The organism is Pseudomonas sp. USTB-Z (genome assembly GCF_019691255.1).
GTDB classification, from domain to species: domain Bacteria; phylum Pseudomonadota; class Gammaproteobacteria; order Pseudomonadales; family Pseudomonadaceae; genus Aquipseudomonas; species Aquipseudomonas alloputida.
In genome coordinates, this window is sequence record NZ_JAECZP010000008.1 from 160,004 (window position 1) to 181,748 (window position 21,745).

A 21,745-nucleotide genomic window follows, 5' to 3' on the forward strand; every position below is an offset into this window, starting at 1 on the left:
CAGAGGTCTTCTGGCTGATTGGTTGTATGACCTCAGGCCTAGAATCGCCAGAAGGCCGGCGAGACCAGTACCAGTACGGTGAGGATCTCGAGCCGTCCAAGTAGCATGCCAACCGTCAGCAACCATTTCGCTGCGTCCGGCAACGAGGCGAAATTACCTACAGGCCCGATAATCGTCCCCAGGCCTGGGCCGACGTTGCACACCGCGGTGGCCGCCCCGCTCAACGCCGTCATCCAGTCGAGCCCTATCAGAGAGAGGCCAAGGGCGATGACTGCGATGGTGACGGAGAAGAAGAAGGAGAACGTCAGCAGTGACCGTACGATCTCTTCATCGATGGGGTGCCCATTGTATTTCTTCGAGATCGTTGCCCGTGGATGGATCAACTGCTTCAGGCTGCTGACAAGCAAGGCAGCGGCCACCTGGAAACGGAATATTTTCAAACCGCCGGCGGTGGAGCCTGAGCACCCGCCGACGAACGTCAGGTAAAAGAACAGCATGATGGCGAAGCTGCCCCAGAGCGTGTAATCACCCAAGGCAACGCCTGTGGTGGTCACCACCGAGGTCACATTGACCGCAACGATACGAAACGCATCCCACCAGGCCAGATCGCTGTGCAGGCAGAGCCAGGTTCCGACGGTGAGCCAGACGAAGACGAGAAAACCAATGAAACCGCGAACTTGATGGTCCGTGAGCAGGATGCGTCGATGGCCGCGCAGCGTGGCGACATAGAGTGTGAAGGGCAGGCTGCCGAGTATCATGATGACCACAGCTACCCAATGCACCGCAGGCTGTGGCCAATGAGCCAGCGAGGCATCCGAGGTCGAGTAACCACCGGTTGAAATCAGCGACATCGAATGATTGATGGCTTCGAACGGGGTCATGCCGGCAGCCCACAACGCCCCTGTTCCCAATGCTGTCAGGGCCAGGTAGACCAGCAGTATCATCTTGGCAGCCACATGCGAACGTGGCGTCACTTTGTCAGACCAATCCGAAGACTCGGTCTGGAACAGGCGCATGCCGCCCACGCGCAGCAGTGGCAGGATCGCCACGGCCATGCCGATAAATCCAATGCCTCCCAGCCAGTGCAGCAGGGAACGCCATATCAGTAGCCCCGGTGATGCACTGTCCAGGCCTGTCAGCACGGTCGAGCCGGTGGTGGTAATTCCCGACATGGTTTCGAAGAACGCGTCCGTGTAACTGATGTCGCGAATTAACACCATCGGCAGCGCCGCAAATGCACACACGATGACCCAGCTTGCCGTCGTGAGGAAATACATGTCCCTGGTCCGCAGTTGCGGTATGTCGGGGACGCCCCGGGCTACCGGAAGCAGGCCGACGCACAGAACGATCAGGCTCGACCAGACGAATGCGCCGAGGTCGTCGCTGCGGTCGTACCACAGCAACGTCAGCATCGGAATCACCATGCTGACGGCCAATGTGATCAGGAATACGCCAATAATGAAGGCAATGAAACGCAATGCAGGCAGCGGCATTGAGGGAGCTCGTTGGGACAGTGCCGGCAGTATTGCTTGCTTTACGGTAATGTCGAGTAAAAAAGGCGTAAAGTCGCGGTCGGGGATTTTGCACGCCGCTTTCTGGCTCTCGCTCGATGGCTTATTGGGCTGATCTCTACGCGTGTTCCCGTCTGTCAGCTCCCAAACGATTGGAAGAGAGGCCTCAACGCCGCGCGCCCCCTTCGCGGGTTGGCGAAAACAGCGCAAGCCTTGTGTCGCGAAAGGGCTGCGGAGCAGCCCCTGGATTTCAGCGTGGATACACGAATTGCCGGGGCTGCCGTGCAGCGCTAGTGCGGCACTGTTGAGAGTGCCGCAGTGGGCATGGAAAGCCCGCGGGCTTTCTGGATTACTTGATTAGCGGCACGCCACTGAGTTTCTGCAGTTCGTCAAAGTCGATGTCCGCGCAGATTTCGACCACTTTCAGCCCTTCCGGTGTCACTTCCAGCACGGCCAGGTCGGTGTAGATGCGGCTGACGCACGCGATACCGGTCAGCGGGTAGGTGCACTCGGGCACCAGCTTGCTTTCGCCGGTCTTGGTCAGGTGGTCCATCATCACGAACACCTGGCGGGCGCCGGTGGCCAGGTCCATTGCGCCGCCTACGGCCGGGATCGAACCTTCGGCACCCGTGTGCCAGTTGGCCAGGTCGCCCTTGACCGACACCTGGAAGGCACCCAGTACGGCGATGTCCAGGTGGCCGCCACGCATCATCGAGAACGAATCGGCATGGTGGAAGAAGGCACCACCGGTCAGCAGGGTGACGTGCTGCTTGCCGGCGTTGATCAGGTCATCGTCTTCCTCGCCCGGCGCAGGGCTTGGGCCCATGCCCAGCAGGCCGTTTTCGCTGTGCAGGAACACTTCCTTGTCGCCCAGGTAGTTGGCCACCAGGGTTGGCGCGCCAATGCCCAGGTTTACGTACGCGCCTTCCTGGATGTCTGCGGCCACGCGTTGGGCCATCTCGGTGCGGGAGAGCTTTTTGGTGATGGTCATGGCAGGCCTCAGACAGCTTTGGCAATCGAAGAAGCGGCAGCACCGGTGACGGCGACCACGCGCTGGACGAAGATACCCGGGGTGATGATGTGTTCCGGATCCAGTTCACCGAGTTCGACGACCTGGTCGACCTGGGCGATGGCGGTCTTGGCAGCCATGGCCATGATCGGGCCGAAGTTGCGGGCGGCCTTGCGGTAGGTCAGGTTGCCCCAACGGTCACCCTTGTGCGCCTTGATCAGTGCGAAGTCGGCGTGCAGCGGCATTTCCAGCACGTACATGCGGCCGTCTATCTCACGGGTTTCCTTGCCCTCGGCCAACAGGGTGCCGTAGCCGGTCGGTGAGAAGAACGCACCAATGCCGGAGCCTGCGGCGCGGATACGCTCGGCCAGGTTGCCCTGCGGGACCACTTCCAGTTCGATCTTGCCCGCCCGGTACAGTTCGTCGAACACGTAGGAGTCGGACTGGCGCGGGAACGAGCAGATCACCTTGCGCACGCTGCCTGCCATGAGCAGGGCGGCCAGGCCGATCTCGCCGTTGCCGGCGTTGTTGCTGATGATGGTCAGGTCGCGGGCACCGGTGGCAATGAGGCCATCGATCAGCTCGGACGGCATGCCAGCCGTGCCGAAGCCACCGACCATGATGGTCGAACCGTCGGTGATCCCTTCCACCGCGCTGGCGATGGACTCGTACGTTTTATTGATCAAGGCGAGCTCCTGGTTGTTCCTGGAGTTGTGGTTGTCGGGCTGGCCGGAGCGCGTGAAGCGATGGGGCCTGTCAGCACTTGAAATGGCTTGCTGACTTTCGCTATAGCGTGCCGCAAGATAGGGCAACAGTAGAGAGGGTTTGGCTGAATTTGTGCGATTATCGAACTGTTGTGCGATCTGCGAGCAGTTCTGGAGGCTATTTGTCTCATTTCAGTTGAATGCTTAAACCCCTCATTTTTGCCCCTGCCTGGTGCGCTCCGGGGTTTACCTGCCGGCACCTTGCACTGATGAAGTGCATCCACTCCGCGGGACGGCCGATTAATCACGCCTCCCGCCGTTGGCGTGCGACTTGCTATCAGATTGCCATTCGATGTCGCGTATGGTGAAGATAATGTCGCTTTCCAGTGGTTCGATGCAGTTATCGTCGAGTGAAAAGGGTTGGCTGCCGTGGTTTGGCAAAACCGGCAAATTCAGCATGGGCTGGGCGTGCCGCCTTAATCGGGCCAGTTACCCGCAGGTCGAGCAAACGTTCGAAGCCATCGCCCAGACCCGCGTGCAGTTGCTGCATGAGTGGGTGCGCGAGCAGTGGGAACACCTGGCCGACCTGGCCGAGCAGGTGGCGCCCGGGCTCGCTCAAGTCGATAGCGCAATGTTGCGCAACACGCTGGCCCAGGCTGAGGACTTTTCCGAGCTGTTTGTCGTCGATGCCCACGGCATCGTCATCGCTTCGACCTGGCCCCAGCGTGGCACGCCACGCATCGAGCACTTGGCAGCCCTGGCGCAAGGGCTGAAAGCACCGTTTCTGCACGGGCCCTACAGCGACCCGCTGACCTTGCAGGTCGGCCCGTCTTCCTCGCGCTTCCACGATGAAGTCACGTTGATGTTCTACCAGCCCCTGATGCACGAGAGCAAAGTGCTAGGTTGTTTGTGTGGGCGGGTGCCCAACGATGTGCTGGGTGACCTGATCCAGCGCGAGGCAGGGCACATTTACCCCGAGTCGGGCGACAACTACCTGTTCATGGCGCAATCGCGCTTCGACCCTGGCATACAGCCCGGTACCGCGTTGTCCCGTTCGCGCTTCGAGGACGCCACCTTCACCCATGGCGAAAACCTCAAGAACGGTGTGCACACCCCCTGGACCACCGTGCAGGTCCAGCGTCATACCGAGCTGGAGCTTCGTTTCACCGACCCTTCCACGCGGGAACTGCACCCTGGCGTGAGGGAGACGATCAGGCGGGGTGCCAACCTGTTCGTGACCTACCCCGGCTATTCCGACTACCGTCATGTGCCAGTGGTGGGCAAGGGCGTGACCTTCCAGTTGCCAGGCTCACCCGACCGCTGGGGCATGATGTGCGAGGCAGATCTGGAGGAGGTCTATCGCCGGCGTTCGCTGAGCTACGGGTTGATGAAACCCTATGTAGCGATCATGGCGGGGCTGTTCGGCTGCAATTACTGGGTGCAGCACTATGCAGGCCTGCCGCAAGGACTGACTGACGCGATCGAGGCCTTGAGCATGCTGGGCGCCACCTTGTTGTTCGGCGTGCTCGGGCCCAAGCGCCTGGCCGCCAGGTTGAATGGCATGAGCAGTGTGCTGTGCACCATCGCCGAGGGTGAAGGCAACCTGCGCCAGCGCCTGGATACCAGTACCTTGGCCAATGATGAGAGCGGCGACATGGCGCGCTGGATCAACAGCTTCATCGACCGCCTGGACACGGTGGTCGGGCAGGTGGTCAAGGCCAGTCGCACGGTTGGCAGCACCAACCAGATGATGCTCGGGCGCAGCCAGGAGGCCAGCGTAAGCTCCGCCGACGTGGCCGACGCCGTGCACCAGATGATGATCATCATGGAAGAGCAACTCGGCGAACTGCAGCAGGCCTCGGTCAGCGCCGAGCAGATGAAACAGGCCATGGACGAAGTGGTCAGCCGCGCACGCGCGCAGTACCAGGCGGTGCAGGCGGGCACCCAGTCGATCCGCGATGTGGTGGCGCGCTCATCATCCAGCGTGCAACGGCTCGACAGCCGCATGGTCGAGATCGACAACATCACCGGGTTGATCAGCGAAATCACCAACCAGACCAACCTGCTGGCGCTCAATGCCGCTATCGAGGCGGCGCGGGCCGGGGAGCATGGTCGTGGCTTCGCGGTGGTGGCCGACGAGGTGCGCAGCCTGGCCGCACGCACCTCGCGTGCCGCCGACGACATTCGCCATATGGTCGAGAGCCTGCAGGGCGAAACCCGGCAGGCGGTAAGCTTCATGGAGCAGGGCGTGCAGGATGTCGACAACAGCCTGCGCCTGGCGGAGGACGCGTCTTCCGAAAATGTGCAACTGCACCAGGCGGTGGAGGGCATGTTCGCCATCATCCAGCAGCTCAACCGTCGCAGCGTGGAATACGGCAAGACGATCGAGCAGGTCAACCAGTCCTCCAGCGAGATGCGCCAGACCGCCCTGGTGCTGCAAAGCAGTGCGCAGAAGGTGAAGGTGGATGCTGGCAAGTTGCAGAAGCTGGTGGGGCAGTTCGAAGTCAGCGATGATGGCGAACGAGGCGTCGCTGCTTGAGTAACGCACCTGTCCGGTCATCGCCAGTTGATGATCGCCGTGGGGCTGGTGGCGGTGTTCATCCGTCGCCATGCTCGCCGGGCATACCTGCACGCCGATGCAGTTGTGCGTGGCGTTGCTGCTGATCAACGTTGGCTGGGTGCAACTCACGCCGCTGATCAGCATCTCGTCGATGGGCGCATTGCCCCTGAAACAGCCGCTGCCTGGCTTCATTCAGCCCTTGGCGATGGGCTCCGGCAAGCCTTTGACGCCTGGGTTCAATGCGAATACGCCACCGGCCAGGGGCTGGTCGCTCAGGTCGATGCCTTGCGGGCGAATCGACGTCACGAACAACGTTTCCAGTTGCGGGCCACCGAATGCGCACATGGTAGGTTTCTTCACCGGTAGCGGCAGGGCGCGGTCCAGCTTCCCGTCGGGAGTAAAGCGCAGTACCTGGCCGGCATCGATCGCACAGATCCAGTAGCAACCTTCGGCATCTACCGCAGCCCCATCCGGCCGGCCGGGGTGCTGGTTCATGTCGACGAAGACCCGGCGGTTGTGCGGGCTGCCGCTGTCGATGTCGTAGTCGAAAGCCCAGATCATCTGCACGCTCGGGTGTGAGTCGGAGACGTACATGGTTTTGCCGTCCGGGCTGAACGCCATGCCGTTGGGAACGGACAATGTGCCCAGCCGTGCCTGCAATGGCCCTGCCGTGCCATCTGCCATCGCGTCATACCGGTACAAGGCACCCACCGGTTCGGCGGCCATGCTGGTTTGCATCGTACCGGCCCAGAAGCGCCCCTGGCGGTCACAGCGCCCGTCATTGAAGCGCATGCCGGGTCTGGCGTGTTCGACACTGGCACGCTTGCCGGCCAGCAGACGGCCGTCTGCCTGGGGGGTGAGGTGGAAGATCCCGCTCTCCTGGGCCCCCAGCCAATGGCCTTGGTGGCTGCGGGCAATGCAGCCTAGCATTTCGTCTGCGGTCCAGTGGTGGGTCTGGCCGTCCGGTTGCCAGCGGTGCAGGCGGCCTGCCGGAATGTCCACCCAGTACAAGGCATTTTCCTGCGGGTGCCAGACCGGGCTCTCGCCCGTGACATTGCGTGCATCGATAATCAGTTCGGCTGTCATGGAAGCATTCTGCACTCTATCGGGGGTCAGTCGCCAAAAGGTCCGGCAGCGGTGAAGGCGCCACCTTGCAGATGAGCAGTCGGGTCATTCGCGGCGGGTTTCGGCTGCTGCTCCAGTGCCGGGCGGAAGCGTTCGGCACAGTCCTTCGGGTTGAAACCCAGGTGCGCGGCGTAGCGGTTGCTCCACCACAGGTCGCGGTTGGCGGAGACGCCATACACAACGGTGTGGCCAACGTTCTCGGCCAGCAATGCGCGCTCCACCAGGTGTGCCAGGTCGCCATAGCTCAGCCAGGTGGACAACATGCGCACATTGCGGGGTTCGGGGAAGGAGGAGCCGATACGCAGGCTGACGGTTTCGATGCCGTAGCGGTGGAAGTAGAACGTTGCCAGGTCTTCGCCGTAGGCCTTCGACAGCCCGTAATAGCAGTCCGGCCGGCGCGGCGAATGCGCATCCACTTGTTCGCCCTGGGGGTAAAAGCCGGTGACGTGGTTGGAACTGGCAAAGACCACACGTTTGATCCCGTGCTTGCGGGCAGCCTCGTAGATGTGGAAGGTGCCGATGATGTTCGCTTGCAGGATTTCTTCGAAAGCGCGTTCGGTAGAGATCCCACCCAGGTGCACGATAGCGTCTACACCGTTGGCCAGGGCCAGTACGCCGGCCTTGTCCGCCAGGTCGCAATGGATAACTTCTTCATGCTCGTCCTCGGCCGGTGTCATTGGGCTGATGTCCGATACGCGCACGATGTCGGCGTGTGCTTGCAGTGCTTCGCGAAGCACGTGTCCGAGCCCGCCGGCAGCACCGGTGAGCAGCAGGCGGTTGAAGGGTTTGCGGGTGGTCGTGGTCATTGTGCTGGGGCCTTTTACGGAAATTGCATGAAGGTGTCGTGCAGGAACGACACCGGCATGGGCGGGCGGTAGCCCTTACAGGAAGTTGTACTGGATACCCAGGCGCCAACGGGCCTGGCGATCGTCCGTGTAACTGTTGACCTTGATGTCGCCCACCTCCATGAACGGTGCCCACTGTTTGTTGAGCTTGTACTTGATGATCAGGTTCTGCTCGTAGTCGCGCTTCTTGTTGTCGTAGCGGATGTAGTCGGTGGTGAAGTGGATGTACTGGTATTCGAATGCCCATGGGCCGCTGGGGGTATAGCCGAGCCAGCCTTCAAGGCGGGTGGTGTTCTGGTTGTCCTTGGCGCGGTCCGGCTTGCTGTGGTCAATCTGGTCGCGGTCGAGGTTGCGTGCGTCGTGGCGCACGCGGGTGGCGACGTACCAGGTGTCGCTGAGCTTGTAGTTGTACTTCAAGCCGAACTTGTAGGTGGTCGCATCCTTGGTGCTGTCCATCTGGAAGGCGGGTGTCCAGGTCGACCGGGGGCTCATCTTGTAGTTGTAGTCCACGGTGAACTCATGGCCGTTGTTGACCATGTTGTCGTAGGCGACGTCTTCGCGGTCGCCGGCAGTCTTGTATTTGATTTCTGCGGCAAACCCCAGGCCGCTGTCCTTGCGGTAACTCAGCTTTATCCGGTCGGAATGAATGCTGTCATCTTCGGTGAACGTGTGCCGGTAGTTGATGCTGGCGGAGTCTGCACAGGCGTAGAACGACAGGCCGAGCGTACTGGCGGCGATGAGGCGGCGAAGTGTGATGTTCATGCGATCTCTTTTTTTGTTTTTGTTGAGGACGTGATGAGGCGGGTGAGCAAGGTGGTCGAGGTGGTCAGCGCTCCGTGATTTTTAAAATAAGTTATCGTACGACTGTGGGGCTGTCTACGAATTATTGAAATGTTGTCTGATCACTTTGATTGATGGCTCTATTCGGCGTGTTTCAAGGGTGTGTTTGCTTTTATATCGGGGTCTCATGATTGCTGTAGGCATCATGAACCGGAGGTTTTATCGGATTTTAACTGGCGCTTTTCAAATGTTGTATGATGACGTAGGATGGCCCCAGAGCGTGACTCACTCGCCACAAATCCAATAAGAAGGCTCAGACGTCCATGATCATTACTGCTGTAACCGTCCAGGTATTTTCCTACCCCACGCGCCGCGCCGTAGACAGCGCCGGCCATGCCCACCCAGGTGATGTGACCCAGGCCAGGATGGCCCTGCTGCGCATCAGGACCGAGTGCGGCAGCGAAGGCTATGCGCTGGGCGCACCCGAGCTCATTCGCCCTTATGTGCTGGATAATTTCGTGCGCAAGGTGCTGGTTGGCGCCAATGCCTTTGACCGCGAAAAAATCTGGCACGACCTGGCGCACTGGCAGCGCGGCAGCGCCAGCCAGCTGACCGATCGTGCCCTGGCGCTGGTCGAGCAGGCGCTGTGGGATTGGGCCGGTCGCAAGCTGAACCTGCCGGTGCACAAGCTGATCGGCGGCTACCGCGACAAGGTGCCGGCCTATGGCTCGACCATGTGCGGCGATGAGCTGCCCGGCGGTCTGTCCACTCCGGAAGAGTACGGTCGCTTCGCTGAAACCCTGGTCAACCGTGGCTACAAGGCGATCAAGCTGCACACCTGGATGCCGCCGGTGTCGTTCGCGCCCAGCGTGAGCATGGACATCAAGGCATGCGCCGCCGTGCGCGAGGCCGTGGGACCGGACATTGCGCTGATGATCGATGGCTATCACTGGTACAGCCGCACCGAGGCCCTCACTATCGGCCGTGCCCTGGAGAAGCTGGACTTTGCCTGGTTCGAAGAGCCGATGATGGAAGACTCCGCCGAGTCCTACGCCTGGCTTTCCGGGCAGCTGGATATCCCGGTGCTAGGCCCGGAAAGCCTCGGCGGCAAGCACCTGAGCCGGGCGAGCTGGGTCAAGAATGATGTGTGCGACATCCTGCGTGCGGGGGTTGCCGGTGTGGGTGGCATTGCACCGTGTCTGAAGGTTGCGCACATGGCCGAATCGTTCGGCATGGATTGCGAGATCCATGGCAACGGCGCCGCCAACCTGGCGGTCGTGGGGGCAATCAAGAACTGCACCTGGTACGAGCGCGGTCTGCTGCACCCCTACCTTGACTACGACGAGGTACCTGCCTATCTCAAACGCCTGGTCGACCCGATGGACGAAGACGGCTATGTGCACCTGTCGAACTTGCCTGGCCTTGGGGAAGATATCGACTTCGACTACGTCGAAACCAATACGCTGCAAAGCTTCTGATTCGTGCATGGCGGCACGCGTCGCTGCGTGCCGCCCGAGCGTCCAATAACTATAAGAAGGCGATCTCACATGAGCGTTATCCCCACACTCTGGGCGGGGGTCTTTGCTGCGTCTCTGGCGCTGACCTCGGTACCTGCTGCTTTAGCGAAAACCCCGGCGGATCAGTTGATCGTCGGTATGAGCATGATCAACCTGCTGTCCCTCGACCCGGCGGCGGCCACCGGGCTGGATGTGTCCGAGGTCAATGCCAACCTCTACGACATGCTGCTGGTGCAGGACGTGCGTCAGCCGGACCGGCTGCTGCCAGCGCTGGCAGAAAGCTGGCAGGTCAGCGATGACCGCAGGACCCTCACGTTCAACCTGCGCCAGGGCGTAACGTTCCAGTCCGGTAACCCGCTAAGTGCCGAGGATGTCGCTTGGTCGCTGCAGCGCGTACTCAAACTTAACCTGGCCTTGGCGTCGACCTGGAAGGCCTACGGGTTTTCTGCGGGCAATGTAGACCAGCACATGCGCGCTGTTGATGACTCAACCTTCGTCATCGAGCTACCACGGCCGACTGATCCGTTGCTGGTGCTGAATACCCTGGCAACTTCGCCCAGCGCATTCATCCTCGACCGCAAGGTGGTGCAGCAGCACCAGAAGGGCGATGACATGGGCAGTGCCTGGCTGGCCACCCACGCGGCTGGTAGCGGGCCGTTCGTGCTCAAGGAGTGGCGCGCCAACGATGTCATCCTGATGAACCGTTTTGACGGGTACTGGGGTGGCCCAGCCAAGCTCAAACGCATCGTCATGCGCAACATGACCGAGTCGCAGTCACTGCGGTTGATGGTGGAGCGGGGCGACCTGGACCTGGCCAAGGGCATGTCCGCGCCAGACATCGAGGCACTGGAGAAGTCTGACAACGTTCGTACCCAGACCGTGCAGCGCGGAACGTTGTACTACGTTGCCCTGAGCGTGAAGAGCAAACCCTACGACGATGTGCGCGTACGCCGGGCGGTTCGTTCGCTGATCGACTATCAAGGCATCAACCAGACCGTGATGCCGCACTATGGCCAGCTCAATCAGCGCCCGCTACCGCTTGGCCTGGCAGCAAGGCTGGATGATCCGGGCTATGCCCTGAACGTGGCCGAAGCGAAAAAACTGCTGGCCGAAGCGGGCTACCCCGAGGGCTTCAAGACCACCATCCGCGTGCTCACCGAGCCACCTTTCATCAACATTGCGTCCAGCCTGCAGTCGACCTTGGCCCAGGCCGGTATCAAGGCCACCATCGTCACCGGTACCGGCAACCAGATCTACGGTGCCATGCGTGAGCGCAGCTTCGACATCCTGGTCGGGCGCGGCGGCGGTGGTGCTGAACGGCATCCGCATTCAAGCCTGCGCACCCTGGTGTACAACCCGGACAACCGCGACGAAGCCAAGCTGAGCAACTTCCAGGGCTGGCGTACCTCGTTCTACAGCCCCGAGCTGAACAACCTGATCGAGCAGGCGGAAGTCGAGCCCGACAAGGCGCAGCAACTGGCCCAGTACCAGCAAATCCAGAAAACCCTGGACGAGCAGGTGGGGGCCATTCTGCCCGTGTCGCAGATGACCGACACCGTGGTGCTCTACCACGATGTGCAGGACTACCAAGGCCATACCGCGGCCACCACCCGTTACAAAGACGTCTACAAGTCGCGCTGAGGTCAAGCCTGCGTGATTGGTGAATGCTTTTTCAGGAGCCTGTTATGTTTGCTTCGACTGCCTCTGTAATGGGTGCCCGTGTATCGGGTACTGCCCGCCGGGCCAGCACGGTGCTGGTGACCTTGCTTGGCCTGTTGGCGCTGACGTTCTTCATCGGCCGGGTCATGCCGCTGGACCCCGTGCTGGCGGTAGTTGGCCCGGATGCCGACAGCTCCACCTACGACCAGGTATACCGGGCGATGGGCCTGGACAAACCGATCTGGGCCCAGTTCGGGCTGTACTTGAACGACTTGCTGCACGGTGATTTCGGCAATGCACTGCTCACCGGCCACCCAGTACTCGATGACATCAAGCGGGTGTTCCCGGCCACCATCGAGCTGGCAACGCTGGCCATTCTGTTTGGCGTGCTGATCGGTCTGCCACTGGGCGTGGTGGCTGCCAGCAATCAGGGGCGGGTCGGCGACCATGTCGCACGGGTCATTACCTTGTTCGGCTATTCCACGCCTATTTTCTGGGTCGGCATGATGGGCCTGCTGGTGTTCTACGCCTGGCTGGGTTGGGCGGGTGGCGCAGGGCGCATCGACCTGGCCTATGACGGCATGGTCGATGAGGTTACCGGCCTGCTGCTGATCGACACGGCGCTGGCGCGTGACTGGGAGGCCTTCACCAGCGCGTTGCGCCATATCGTTCTGCCGGCGTTGATCCTGGGCCTGAACTCGGTGGCCTACATCAGCCGCATGACCCGTAGCTTCATGCTTGAGCAGCTGTCACAGGAATACATCATCACCGCCAGGGTCAAGGGGTTGTCGCGGCGCCAGGTGGTCTGGAACCACGCGTTCCGCAATATCCTCGTGCAGTTGCTTACGGTGGTCGCCCTGGCCTATGGCTCGTTGCTGGAGGGGGCGGTGCTGATTGAAACCGTGTTTGCCTGGCCTGGCTTCGGCCAATACCTCACCAGCAGCCTGATGCTCGGTGACATGAACGCGGTGATGGGCTGCGTGTTGATCATCGGCCTGATTTTCGTCGCGCTCAACCTGATAAGCGACGCCCTGTACAAGGTGTTCGATCCAAGGACCCGCTAATTCCCGATCAGCGTGAACACATTGAATAACTATAAAAAAGGATGCGCCATGAAGACTGTATTCCCGCCGCTGCGTATGGCTTTGCTGGGCGCAGCGCTGCTGCTTGGCCCGCTCACTGTGGTGCAGGCGAAAACCCCTGGCGACCAGTTGATCGTCGGCATGAGCATGGTCAACCTGTTCTCCATCGACCCGGCCAACGCGCCCGGCCTGGATGCCTCCGGCATCAATGCCAACCTTTACGACACGCTTATCAAGCGCGACCAGGGCAATCCGGACAAGCACTTGCCACAACTGGCTGAACGCTGGGACGTCAGCGAAGACGGCAAGCAGATCACCTTCCACCTGCGCGGTGATGTCCTGTTCCATTCCGGCAACCCGCTCACTGCCGAAGATGTGGCCTGGTCACTGTACCGGGTGATGAAGCTCAACTATGGCCTGGCTACCACCTGGAAGGCCTACGGCTACAGTGTCGAAAACATTCAAAAGCTGATCCGTGCGACCGATAGCCATACCTTGGTGATCGACCTGCCGCAGCCGACCGACCCGTTGCTGGTGATCGACTCGCTGGCTGTGTCCCCCAGCGCTGTCGTGGTCGACCGCCAGCAAGTGCTCAAGCATGAGAAGAACGGTGACCTGGGCGCGGCCTGGCTGGTCACCAATGAGGCAGGCAGCGGGCCGTTCACCCTGACCAAGTGGAGCGCCAACGATGCGCTGGTGATGACCCGTTTCGACGGGTACTGGGCAGGCCCGGCGAAGATGAAGCGAGTGCTGGTCCGCCACATGACCGAGTCGCAGTCACTGCGCCTGATGCTCGAACGCGGTGACCTGGACCTGGCCTACGGTATGGCTGCGCCGGATATCAAGGCCATCGAGAGTTCCGACACACTCCAGGTGCAAGCGTTGCAGCGCGGCACCCTGTACTACGTGGCGATGAGCATGAAGCAGCCGGAGTTTGCCAACCGCAAAGTCCGCGAAGCGGTGCGTAACCTGATCGACTACCAGGGCCTGGACCAGCAGGTGATGCCGCATTACGGCAAGCTCAACCAGCAGCCGATGCAGCTAGGGCTCGAGGCCCGGTTGCCCGACCCTGGCTACAAGCTGGATGTCGCCAAAGCCAAGGCACTGCTGGCAGAGGCGGGCTACCCACAAGGTTTCAATACAACCATTCGCACGCTGTCCGAACCTCCCTTCATTGATATCGCCGCACGTATGCAGTCGACCCTGGCTGAAGGTGGCATCAAGGCCACTATCGTCACCGGTACCGGCAACCAGGTGTATGGCGCCATGCGCGCGCGCAACTTTGAGATGATCGTGGCGCGGGGCGCCGAGCGTTATCCGCACCCGTATTTCAGCCTGCGCACCTTCGTCTACAACCCCGACAACAGTGACAGTGCTGGCCTGCCCAACTTCCAGGGCTGGCGAGCGTCGTTCTTCAGCCCCCCGCTGAATGACCTGATCGACCGGGTGGGGATCGAGCGCGATGCGGCCAAACGCCTGGCCATGTACCAGCAGGCGCAGAAACTGTACGACGACGAGGTGGGGCCGATCATGATGATTTCGCAGATGACCGACACCGCCGTAAGCGCAGCCGACGTCAAGGGTTTCACTGGCGACGACGCCGAAGCCACCCGCTACCTCGGCGTCTACAAGCAACGTTGAGTACCGCCCGGGGGCTCACGGGTACCCCGAGCGGCCATGACTCCACATCGAGAACTTGCCGATGATTGCCAACATATCTTCTACCGAATCTACCGCCAAGCGGCAGGCCGATGCCCCGGCGTCCAGCCTTGAGGCCCTTGGCAAAAGCAGCCTGCGGGTGTTGCGCCTGCTGGTCCGCAACCCTATGACCCTGGCGGGCTTGCTGGTGGCCTTGCTGCTGGTCGTGGTAGCGGCGTTCGCGCCGTGGATCGCCACCCACGACCCGGTCATCCAGAACCTCGCCAACGCCTTGCAGGCACCCAGTGCCGCGCACTGGTTCGGTACCGACGAATACGGCCGGGATATCTTCAGCCGGCTGGTCTATGGCGCGCGTATCACCCTCTACATCATCGCCCTGGTGACGGTCATCGTCGGCCCGATCGGCCTGTTCATCGGCACGGTATCGGGCTACTTCGGCGGCATTGTCGATACCGTGTTCATGCGCGTCACCGACATTTTCATTTCGTTCCCCAGCCTGGTGCTGGCGCTGGCCTTCATCGCCGCATTGGGCCCTGGCCTTGAGCATGCGGTGGTGGCTATTGCGTTAACCTCCTGGCCACCGATCGCACGGCTGGCCCGGGCCGAAACCCTGTCGCTGCGCAAGGCCGACTTCGTGGTGGCGGTCGAACTGCAGGGCGCGTCTTCGACACGCATCATCCTGCGCCATATCGTGCCGATGTGCCTGTCGTCGGTGATCATCCGCCTGACCATGAACATGGCCGGCATCATCCTTACCGCGGCGGCGCTGGGCTTCCTCGGGCTAGGGGCGCAGGCGCCTTTGCCGGAGTGGGGGGCGATGATCTCCACGGGGAGGCGCTACATGCTCGAGTGCTGGTGGCTGGTAGCCGTACCCGGTGCGGCAATCATGCTGGTGAGCTTGGCGTTCAACCTGCTGGGCGATGGCCTGCGGGACATTCTCGACCCGCGTAGCGAGTAACCGGAGGCTTTATGTCAGCAGTCAAACTCAATGTCGAATCGCTCAATGTGCGCTTCGTCAACGGCAAGAAAGTGATGCACGCGGTGCGTGATGTGTCCTTCACCCTGGGCCGGGAAAAGCTCGCCATCGTGGGTGAGTCCGGTTCGGGCAAGTCCACCGTGGGCCGCAGCTTGCTCAAGCTGCACCCCGGCAGCGCGCAGATCACCGCAAAGGCCCTGCAGTTCGGCGATGTCGACCTGCTCAGTGCCAGCGAAAAGACCATGCAGAAAATTCGCGGCCAGCGCATCTCGATGATCATGCAAGACCCCAAGTATTCGCTCAACCCGGTGGTGCGGGTGGGTGACCAGATTGCCGAGGCGTACCTGGCGCACCACAAGGCCAGCCGCAACGACGCCCGTGAGCGGGTGCTGCAGATGCTCGACAAGGTGCATATCCGCGACCCGAAGCGCGTCTACGATCTTTATCCGCATGAGGTGAGCGGCGGCATGGGCCAGCGCATCATGATCGCGATGATGGTCATCACCAGCCCGGAAGTGATCATCGCTGACGAGCCGACCTCGGCGCTGGATGTTTCGGTGCGCCAGCAGGTGCTCAACGTGCTCGAAGAGCTGGTGGTGGAGCAGCAGATGGGGCTGATCTTCGTTAGCCACGACCTGAACCTGGTGCGCAATTACTGTGACCGGGTGCTGGTGATGTACGCCGGGCGCGTGGTGGAGTCGCTGGCTGCCAGTGACCTGCACCGTGCCGAACACCCCTACACCCGAGGCCTGCTGGCCGCTTTGCCAAGCATGGACAACCGCCGCCCGCGTTTGCCCGTGTTGCAACGCGACCCACTGTGGCTCTCCTGCTGAGGTAACTGACCATGTCCATGATCCAAGCACACGCATTGAACCTGAGTTTTGGCGTTGGCGCCACGCTCAACCAGGTGCTGCACAATGTCGACCTGAGTGTCGAAGATGGCGAGTCATTTGGCCTGGTGGGGGAGTCTGGTTCTGGCAAGACCACGGTGTTGCGCTGCCTGGCCGGCCAGTACCGGCACTGGAGCGGAGCCCTGAGCATTGACGGCGTGCCGTTGCAACACAAGCTCCCCAAGGAGCACTTTCGCAAGGTGCAGATGGTGTTCCAGGACCCCTATGGTTCGCTGCACCCGCGCCATACCATCGACACTGCACTGCGCGAGCCGCTGGTGATCCACGGCATGGATGAGCGCAACGATCGCATCAACGACATCCTCGTCAAGGTAGGCCTCAACGACAGCTACCGTTACCGCTACCCGCACCAGCTGTCCGGTGGCCAGCGTCAGCGCGTGGCTATCGCCCGGGCGTTGATTCTTGAGCCTAGGGTGCTGTTGCTCGATGAGCCCACGTCGGCGCTGGATGTGTCGGTGCAGGCAGAAATTCTCAACCTGTTGTCCGACCTGCGTCAGCGCGAGAAGCTCACCTACCTGATGGTGACGCACGACCTGGGCGTGGTCAGCCATCTGTGTGACAAGGTCGCGGTGATGCAGCAGGGGCGTATCGTCGAGCAACTGGACTGCCAGGCACTGAGCCAGGACCAGGCCACCCACGATTACACACGAATGCTGGTGCAAGCCAGCCGCGACTTCAGTGCAGATCGTGCCCCGGCCATGTCGGCCTGAACCCGGCAATTACAAGGAAGACAAGAACATGCCGAATGCCAACCTTGCGCCCGCTTCGCTGGTGCGTGCTGCCGTGGTTGCCCTGGCCATGGGCAGCAGCTTGCCGCTGTGGGCCGTAGAGGCCCCTGCAAAGGTCCAGGTGCCGACGCTGGCCTACGACGACCGGCAGATCATCCTGGTGTGGGAAAAGCCCGCCAGCCATGCCGAGATCGTCGACTACCACGTGTACGCCAATGGCCGGTTGCTGGGTGCAAGCAACGCCAACAACGAGCAGGTGTCACCGGCCAAACCGTACATCGACCGGTTCTACGAGCAGGACCTGCACAACTTCCACCACCGCATCGCCATTCACAGCTTCACCGCCCAAGGGCTTGCCCCCGATACCGAGTACCACTTCACCGTGCGCTCGGTCGATCGCAATGGCAAGGAGTCTGCTGACAGCCCCGTGGTTGTGCAGCGAACCACGGCCATACCGGCGCTGTTCAACGTGCAGCGCTACGGTGCCAAGGGCGATGGCAAGGCGCTCGACACGGCTGCCATTCAGCGTGCCATCGATGCTTGCAGCAAGGGCTGCAAGGTGTTGCTGCCTGCCGGCACGTACAAGAGCGGGGCGCTCTACCTCAAGAGCGACATGACCCTGGAAATCGCCGAGGGCGCTACCCTGTTAGGTTCCGAGCGTGCCGAGGACTACCCGCGCCAGGGCTATATCCAGTACCCGTATTCCACCACCGTGCGTCCGGCCTCGCTGATCAATGCCTTGCCGCGCGACCCGCGTGCGCATCAGGCCTTCGAGAATATCCGCATCGTTGGCAAGGGCACCATCGACGGCAATGGCTGGAAGCGTAACCCGGATGTGCTCGACGAGCGCGGGCAAGCCTTGCCCTTCTACCTGCCCAGCGACAACAGCCGCTACATGCACGATGGCGTGCTGGCCAAGGCTCAGGTGGAGCGAGCGGTGGCCGAGGGCATGAACGTCAAGGACGCCTACGGTCAGATGCGTTCCTCGCTGATTACCCTGCGCAATGTGAAAAACGTGTTCTATGGTGGCTTCACGGTGGTCAACCCGGCCTACCACGGCATCATGAACCTGGAGACGCAGAATGTGGTGCTGGCTAACACCACGCACCGTACCTACGACGCCAACAACGGCGACGGTATCGAGTTTGCCAACAGCCGCGGCGCCCTGGTGTTCAACAACTTCTTCGACACCGGAGACGACTGCGTCAACTTCGCCGCCGGCACTGGGGCGGATGCGGTTCACCAGAAGGCGCAGGAGGAGGCCTGGATCTTCAACAACTATTTCCGCAAAGGCCATGGCATGGTCGTGGCGGGCAGCCATACCGGCGCGTGGATTCAGCACATCCTGGCCGAGGACAACGTCTCCGATGGCACCGATGCCGGGCTGCGCATGAAAAGCACCAACTTCATGGGCGGTGGCGCACGCCACGTCACTTTCCGTGATTCGGCCATCCGCAATACGGCAAAACAGGCCTTCATCTTCACCCTGGATTACAACGACCCGAATGCCAAGCTCGATTACAAGCGCTCGGCGGTGGCGGGGCAGTTCCGGGATATCACGGTCAGCGACGTAAGCGTGGAAAACGCCCGCACCGCTGCCATCGAGGTGAAGGGCGATAGCAGCCATGGCGCCTGGCATCAGGGCCTGGTGTTTGAACGAGTGCGCTTTCGCGGGCCAGCCCCGGTGAAGATCGATGGCCTGAAGGACTCGCGTTTCGACGGGCTTCGCTTCACTGACACCGGGGGTGCCAACCCTTGGCAGGTGCAGGGCAGCCAAGGGCTTGTCTATACGGACGTAGAGCCCGCGCCGGGGCCTCAGGCCTCGCTGTAGAATGCCTGTAGCCGTTGCGCCTCACGCAGGCGCATACGGCTGTTGCTCAGGTGCAGGTACATGGCGGCGCGCGCCGCATCCACCTGGCGGCTGGCGATGGCGTCGTAGATCTGCTGATGTTCGGCGTTGATACCGGCCAGGTAGGTACTGCGGTTGCTCTGCCCGGTATAGGCAGAGTTCATGCGCGTGCGGGGGATCATCTTGGTGCCCAGGTGCTTCATGATATCGATCAGGTACTGGTTACCCGCGGCCTTGGCAATTTTCAGGTGAAACTGGAAGTCGGCGTTGGTCGTGCTGCCGGATTTTTCCGGGCCTTGCATCAGGGCTTCCAAGGCTTGCTGCAGTTCTTCGAGTGCCTGTGGCGTGGCCCGTTCGGCGGCCATGCCGGCGGCTTGTACTTCAAGGCTTAGGCGGTATTCCAGCAGGTCGAGCACATCGGACAGCAGGCTGATGGTTGCCGGCCCCACGTTGAAGCTCTCCGGTGCCGGCATGTCCAGCACGAAGGTGCCCACGCCGTGGCGGGTCTCGACCAGGCCCGCTGCCTGCATGCGCGACAACGCTTCGCGTACTACCGAGCGGCTGACGCCTTCGGTTTCGATCAGTGTGGCTTCGGTCGGCAGCTTGTCACCACGCTTGAGCGTGCCCTCACGCATGCGTTGGGCGAAGCGCTCGACCAGTGCTTCGGCCAGGCGGCGAGGCTGTTGAGGGGGGCTGGCGGTCGGGTTCGGCATTACTGTGCTCTTGTGTTGGCAGCGGGCAGTATAGTGCGTTTTGGCCCCGGGCAGCGGGTATACTCCGGGATCTTCCGCTTAGCAAAGGTTCGCCCAATGGCTTCTGCCACCCCGGAAAAACGCCTGAATCTCGCCCAGCAACTGGTGCATGACCTGTCGCAGCAGATTCTCTCGGGCGAATTGCCAGCGGGAAGCAAATTGCCCACCGAAGAAGCCGTGACCAAAGCGCGTGGCGTAAGCCGTACCGTGGTGCGCGAAGCCATGTCACGGTTGCAGGCCGAAGGCCTGGTAGAAACCCGCCGTGGTATCGGCACCTTCGTTGTAGACGCCATCCCGGCAGGTGACTTCCAGAGTGCCAACCCTGGAATGGGGGGCGCATACAACGAGGTGGCGATCATCGAGCTGCGGCTTTGCCTTGAAGTCGAGGCGGCTGCCATTGCTGCCCAGCGTGCCACCTCAGAGCAACTGGCTGCCATGCGGGCGGCGCTGGATGGGAGTGTCGCTACGCAGTCTGCACCCTGCATGCGTACCGACTTCGAGTTTCACCTGCAGATAGCCCAATGCACGGGCAACAGCTTTTTCATCGACACCATGACCCATCTTGGGCATACCTTGTTGGCTGCGGCCCAGCAAGCAGTGCCGGGGGGCGATACCGAGCAACGGGCACTGGAGGTGCGGGAGCGTGAGCAAGTGCATGCCGCGATTACCCGCAAGGATGCCGGTGCTGCCCGCGCTGCCATGCGGCTGCACTTGGTCAACTGCCTGACACGTGCCCAGCGCGCGGTCAGCGAGTGTCCGAAAACAGATCGAACATCAATTGCCTGAGCCATCGGTTGGCCGGGTCCTTGATGTACCGTCTGTGCCAGAACAGGTCGATCTCGATGTTCGGCAACTTCACGGGTGGCGGCAGTAAGCAATGATTTGCAGGGCGACCTGAACCGGGCCAGTTGTTGGGGGGCAGTCGCAGGCTGCTTGATGGCTTGGGGCGGTGGCTGGCCTCACAGCGCATCCCGCGCCTTGCCCCGATACACCCGCAGCACATCCGCCATCACCGCCAGCGCGATCTCCGCTGGCGCCTTGCTGCCCAGGTTCAGCCCAATAGGCATGTGCAGCCGTTCTATCTGCTTGTCGGTCAGCCCGCCAATCCGCTGCAGCCGCTCGGCGCGACGGGCTGACGTGGCCGCCGAACCCATGGCGCCTATATAGAACGCTGGGGTATTCACCGCCTCCATCAATACCAGGTCATCGATCTTCGGATCATGCGTCAGCGCCACAATGGCGGTAGCCGCATGGCAACCACCCGCAGCAATGAACAGCGAAGGCAGCACCCGATGCATCTGTGCGCCCTCGATTTCGACGTGCGCCATCTCCTCGCGCGGGTCGCAGGCGATGACCTCGCAGCCCAGTCGAAAAAGCCGCGCAATGGCTCAATGTCTGTGGCAGTGTTGGGTATCTGGCCAGCCCCACAGGGACCGACATGCAAACTCGCAAAACCGGTGTTCGCGCCCAGCAGGCCGACCGCACCCGGGACAATATTCTCAAGGCCGCAGTGAAGGTCTTCAGCAAGGAAGGCTTCACTGGTGGGCGCATCGAGCAGATCTCCACACTGGCCAAGTCCAACGACCGGATGATCTATTACTACTTCGGCAGCAAGGAAAAGCTGTTCATCAGTGTGCTGGAGCACATCTATGCCAGCTTCAACCAGGCCGAAGCGAAGCTGCGCCTCGACCTCGCCGACCCTGAGCAGGCCCTGCGCGAGCTGGTGGCGTTTATCTGGGACTATTATGTGCGCCACCCCGAATTCGTCACCATCCTCGCCACCGAAAACCTTCACCAGGGCTTGCACGCGCGCAAGTCGCAAAACCTCAGGGCGCTGTCCGGCGAAGCGGTCGGCGTGCTGCGGCCGATCATCGAGGCAGGGCAGGCAAAGGGCCTGTTCCGCGACGATATCTGCATTACCCACGCCTACCTGATGATTGCCTCGCTCTGCTACTTCTATAACTCCAACCGCCACACGCTCAGCTCGTTCCTGGCCGTGGACCTGGCCGACAAGCAGGCCAAGGCCGATTGGCTGGCCTTCATCAGTGACCTTGCGCTGCGCGGCTTGCGCCGCTGAG

General features: G+C 61.6%; 18 protein-coding genes and 2 pseudogenes. 11 read left to right on the plus strand and 9 right to left on the minus strand.

Annotated elements, in window-relative coordinates:
• Positions 1 to 38: 38 nt before the first annotated feature.
• From I8746_RS11905 to I8746_RS11915, 3 genes are all read right to left on the minus strand, one after another.
• Positions 39 to 1,493, minus strand: a complete 1,455-nt coding sequence (locus tag I8746_RS11905) for a TrkH family potassium uptake protein (RefSeq protein ID WP_003251133.1) — start codon at positions 1,491 to 1,493, stop codon at positions 39 to 41.
• Between the two features lie 367 nt (positions 1,494 to 1,860).
• Complete coding sequence (locus I8746_RS11910; RefSeq protein ID WP_003251131.1) at positions 1,861 to 2,502, minus strand: 3-oxoacid CoA-transferase subunit B; 642 nt, start codon at positions 2,500 to 2,502, stop codon at positions 1,861 to 1,863.
• An 8-nt stretch (positions 2,503 to 2,510) separates the two neighbouring features.
• Complete coding sequence (locus tag I8746_RS11915; protein ID WP_003251128.1) at positions 2,511 to 3,206, minus strand: 3-oxoacid CoA-transferase subunit A; 696 nt, start codon at positions 3,204 to 3,206, stop codon at positions 2,511 to 2,513.
• A gap of 1,906 nt (positions 3,207 to 5,112) precedes the next feature.
• Here I8746_RS11915 and I8746_RS27560 point away from each other — a divergent pair.
• The gene (locus I8746_RS27560) at positions 5,113 to 5,763 is read left to right on the plus strand and encodes a methyl-accepting chemotaxis protein (protein ID WP_370626975.1); all 651 of its coding nucleotides are present in this window, start codon (positions 5,113 to 5,115) and stop codon (positions 5,761 to 5,763) included.
• 213 nt (positions 5,764 to 5,976) lie between these two features.
• On the opposite strand, the gene I8746_RS11925 is transcribed toward I8746_RS27560, so the two are convergent.
• The 3 genes from I8746_RS11925 to I8746_RS11935 all read right to left on the minus strand — a co-directional run bounded on the left by I8746_RS11925 (position 5,977) and on the right by I8746_RS11935 (position 8,516).
• Positions 5,977 to 6,870: an SMP-30/gluconolactonase/LRE family protein gene (locus I8746_RS11925; protein WP_121783186.1), complete on the minus strand. Its 894-nt coding sequence runs from the start codon at positions 6,868 to 6,870 to the stop codon at positions 5,977 to 5,979.
• Positions 6,871 to 6,896: 26 nt separating this feature from the next.
• A complete protein-coding gene (locus I8746_RS11930; protein WP_221100711.1) occupies positions 6,897 to 7,715 on the minus strand; it encodes an NAD(P)-dependent oxidoreductase in 819 nt (272 codons plus the stop codon).
• 75 nt (positions 7,716 to 7,790) lie between these two features.
• Positions 7,791 to 8,516: an oligogalacturonate-specific porin KdgM family protein gene (locus I8746_RS11935; RefSeq protein ID WP_012051859.1), complete on the minus strand. Its 726-nt coding sequence runs from the start codon at positions 8,514 to 8,516 to the stop codon at positions 7,791 to 7,793.
• 341 nt (positions 8,517 to 8,857) lie between these two features.
• On the opposite strand from I8746_RS11935, the gene I8746_RS11940 reads away from it, so the two are divergent.
• The 8 genes from I8746_RS11940 (at position 8,858) to I8746_RS11975 (ending at position 18,897) form a co-directional block, all read left to right on the plus strand.
• Positions 8,858 to 10,012 carry a mandelate racemase family protein gene (locus I8746_RS11940; RefSeq protein WP_014756028.1) on the plus strand — a complete coding sequence of 385 codons (1,155 nt, stop codon included), beginning with the start codon at positions 8,858 to 8,860 and terminating at the stop codon, positions 10,010 to 10,012.
• A gap of 69 nt (positions 10,013 to 10,081) precedes the next feature.
• Positions 10,082 to 11,692 carry an ABC transporter substrate-binding protein gene (locus I8746_RS11945; RefSeq protein WP_221100712.1) on the plus strand — a complete coding sequence of 537 codons (1,611 nt, stop codon included), beginning with the start codon at positions 10,082 to 10,084 and terminating at the stop codon, positions 11,690 to 11,692.
• A 68-nt stretch (positions 11,693 to 11,760) separates the two neighbouring features.
• Positions 11,761 to 12,774, plus strand: coding sequence for an ABC transporter permease subunit (locus I8746_RS11950; protein ID WP_017148229.1), 1,014 nt, complete (start codon positions 11,761 to 11,763; stop codon positions 12,772 to 12,774).
• Positions 12,775 to 12,822: 48 nt separating this feature from the next.
• Entirely contained in the window at positions 12,823 to 14,433 is a 1,611-nt protein-coding gene (locus I8746_RS11955) for an ABC transporter substrate-binding protein (protein ID WP_221100713.1), read from the plus strand.
• Positions 14,434 to 14,494: 61 nt separating this feature from the next.
• Positions 14,495 to 15,409: an ABC transporter permease gene (locus I8746_RS11960; RefSeq protein WP_012051864.1), complete on the plus strand. Its 915-nt coding sequence runs from the start codon at positions 14,495 to 14,497 to the stop codon at positions 15,407 to 15,409.
• A gap of 11 nt (positions 15,410 to 15,420) precedes the next feature.
• Positions 15,421 to 16,260, plus strand: coding sequence for an ABC transporter ATP-binding protein (locus tag I8746_RS11965; RefSeq protein WP_012051865.1), 840 nt, complete (start codon positions 15,421 to 15,423; stop codon positions 16,258 to 16,260).
• A gap of 11 nt (positions 16,261 to 16,271) precedes the next feature.
• On the plus strand, positions 16,272 to 17,048 hold the full coding sequence (locus I8746_RS11970; protein ID WP_012051866.1) for an ABC transporter ATP-binding protein: 777 nt from the start codon (positions 16,272 to 16,274) through the stop codon (positions 17,046 to 17,048).
• Between the two features lie 28 nt (positions 17,049 to 17,076).
• Positions 17,077 to 18,897: a glycosyl hydrolase family 28 protein gene (locus tag I8746_RS11975; RefSeq protein WP_012051867.1), complete on the plus strand. Its 1,821-nt coding sequence runs from the start codon at positions 17,077 to 17,079 to the stop codon at positions 18,895 to 18,897.
• On the opposite strand, the gene I8746_RS11980 is transcribed toward I8746_RS11975, so the two are convergent.
• Entirely contained in the window at positions 18,882 to 19,628 is a 747-nt protein-coding gene (locus I8746_RS11980; protein WP_012051868.1) for a FadR/GntR family transcriptional regulator, read from the minus strand. The genes I8746_RS11975 and I8746_RS11980 overlap by 16 nt on opposite strands.
• 96 nt (positions 19,629 to 19,724) lie before the next feature.
• Here I8746_RS11980 and I8746_RS11985 point away from each other — a divergent pair, with 96 nt between their 5' ends.
• Positions 19,725 to 20,453: a FadR/GntR family transcriptional regulator gene (locus tag I8746_RS11985; RefSeq protein WP_221100714.1), complete on the plus strand. Its 729-nt coding sequence runs from the start codon at positions 19,725 to 19,727 to the stop codon at positions 20,451 to 20,453.
• On the opposite strand, the pseudogene I8746_RS27185 reads toward I8746_RS11985, so the two are convergent.
• Together I8746_RS27185 and I8746_RS11990 are read right to left on the minus strand one after the other, a co-directional pair.
• A pseudogene (locus tag I8746_RS27185) lies at positions 20,413 to 20,538 on the minus strand (LysR family transcriptional regulator); the annotation flags it as partial. The gene I8746_RS11985 and the pseudogene I8746_RS27185 overlap by 41 nt on opposite strands.
• An 88-nt stretch (positions 20,539 to 20,626) precedes the next feature.
• A pseudogene (locus I8746_RS11990) lies at positions 20,627 to 21,034 on the minus strand (XdhC family protein); the annotation flags it as partial.
• 71 nt (positions 21,035 to 21,105) lie between these two features.
• Here I8746_RS11990 and I8746_RS11995 point away from each other — a divergent pair.
• Positions 21,106 to 21,744, plus strand: a complete 639-nt coding sequence (locus tag I8746_RS11995; RefSeq protein ID WP_012051871.1) for a TetR family transcriptional regulator — start codon at positions 21,106 to 21,108, stop codon at positions 21,742 to 21,744.
• Position 21,745 lies beyond the last annotated feature (1 nt).

Coding starts and splice junctions, on each gene's coding strand:
- I8746_RS11905 (WP_003251133.1), bottom strand. CDS start 1,493: ATGCCGCTGCCTGCATTGCGTTTCATTGCCTTCATTATTGGCGTATTC.
- I8746_RS11910 (WP_003251131.1), bottom strand. CDS start 2,502: ATGACCATCACCAAAAAGCTCTCCCGCACCGAGATGGCCCAACGCGTG.
- I8746_RS27560 (WP_370626975.1), top strand. CDS start 5,113: ATGGACGAAGTGGTCAGCCGCGCACGCGCGCAGTACCAGGCGGTGCAG.
- I8746_RS11925 (WP_121783186.1), bottom strand. CDS start 6,870: ATGACAGCCGAACTGATTATCGATGCACGCAATGTCACGGGCGAGAGC.
- I8746_RS11930 (WP_221100711.1), bottom strand. CDS start 7,715: ATGACCACGACCACCCGCAAACCCTTCAACCGCCTGCTGCTCACCGGT.
- I8746_RS11935 (WP_012051859.1), bottom strand. CDS start 8,516: ATGAACATCACACTTCGCCGCCTCATCGCCGCCAGTACGCTCGGCCTG.
- I8746_RS11940 (WP_014756028.1), top strand. CDS start 8,858: ATGATCATTACTGCTGTAACCGTCCAGGTATTTTCCTACCCCACGCGC.
- I8746_RS11945 (WP_221100712.1), top strand. CDS start 10,082: ATGAGCGTTATCCCCACACTCTGGGCGGGGGTCTTTGCTGCGTCTCTG.
- I8746_RS11950 (WP_017148229.1), top strand. CDS start 11,761: ATGGGTGCCCGTGTATCGGGTACTGCCCGCCGGGCCAGCACGGTGCTG.
- I8746_RS11955 (WP_221100713.1), top strand. CDS start 12,823: ATGAAGACTGTATTCCCGCCGCTGCGTATGGCTTTGCTGGGCGCAGCG.
- I8746_RS11960 (WP_012051864.1), top strand. CDS start 14,495: ATGATTGCCAACATATCTTCTACCGAATCTACCGCCAAGCGGCAGGCC.
- I8746_RS11965 (WP_012051865.1), top strand. CDS start 15,421: ATGTCAGCAGTCAAACTCAATGTCGAATCGCTCAATGTGCGCTTCGTC.
- I8746_RS11970 (WP_012051866.1), top strand. CDS start 16,272: ATGTCCATGATCCAAGCACACGCATTGAACCTGAGTTTTGGCGTTGGC.
- I8746_RS11975 (WP_012051867.1), top strand. CDS start 17,077: ATGCCGAATGCCAACCTTGCGCCCGCTTCGCTGGTGCGTGCTGCCGTG.
- I8746_RS11980 (WP_012051868.1), bottom strand. CDS start 19,628: ATGCCGAACCCGACCGCCAGCCCCCCTCAACAGCCTCGCCGCCTGGCC.
- I8746_RS11985 (WP_221100714.1), top strand. CDS start 19,725: ATGGCTTCTGCCACCCCGGAAAAACGCCTGAATCTCGCCCAGCAACTG.
- I8746_RS11995 (WP_012051871.1), top strand. CDS start 21,106: ATGCAAACTCGCAAAACCGGTGTTCGCGCCCAGCAGGCCGACCGCACC.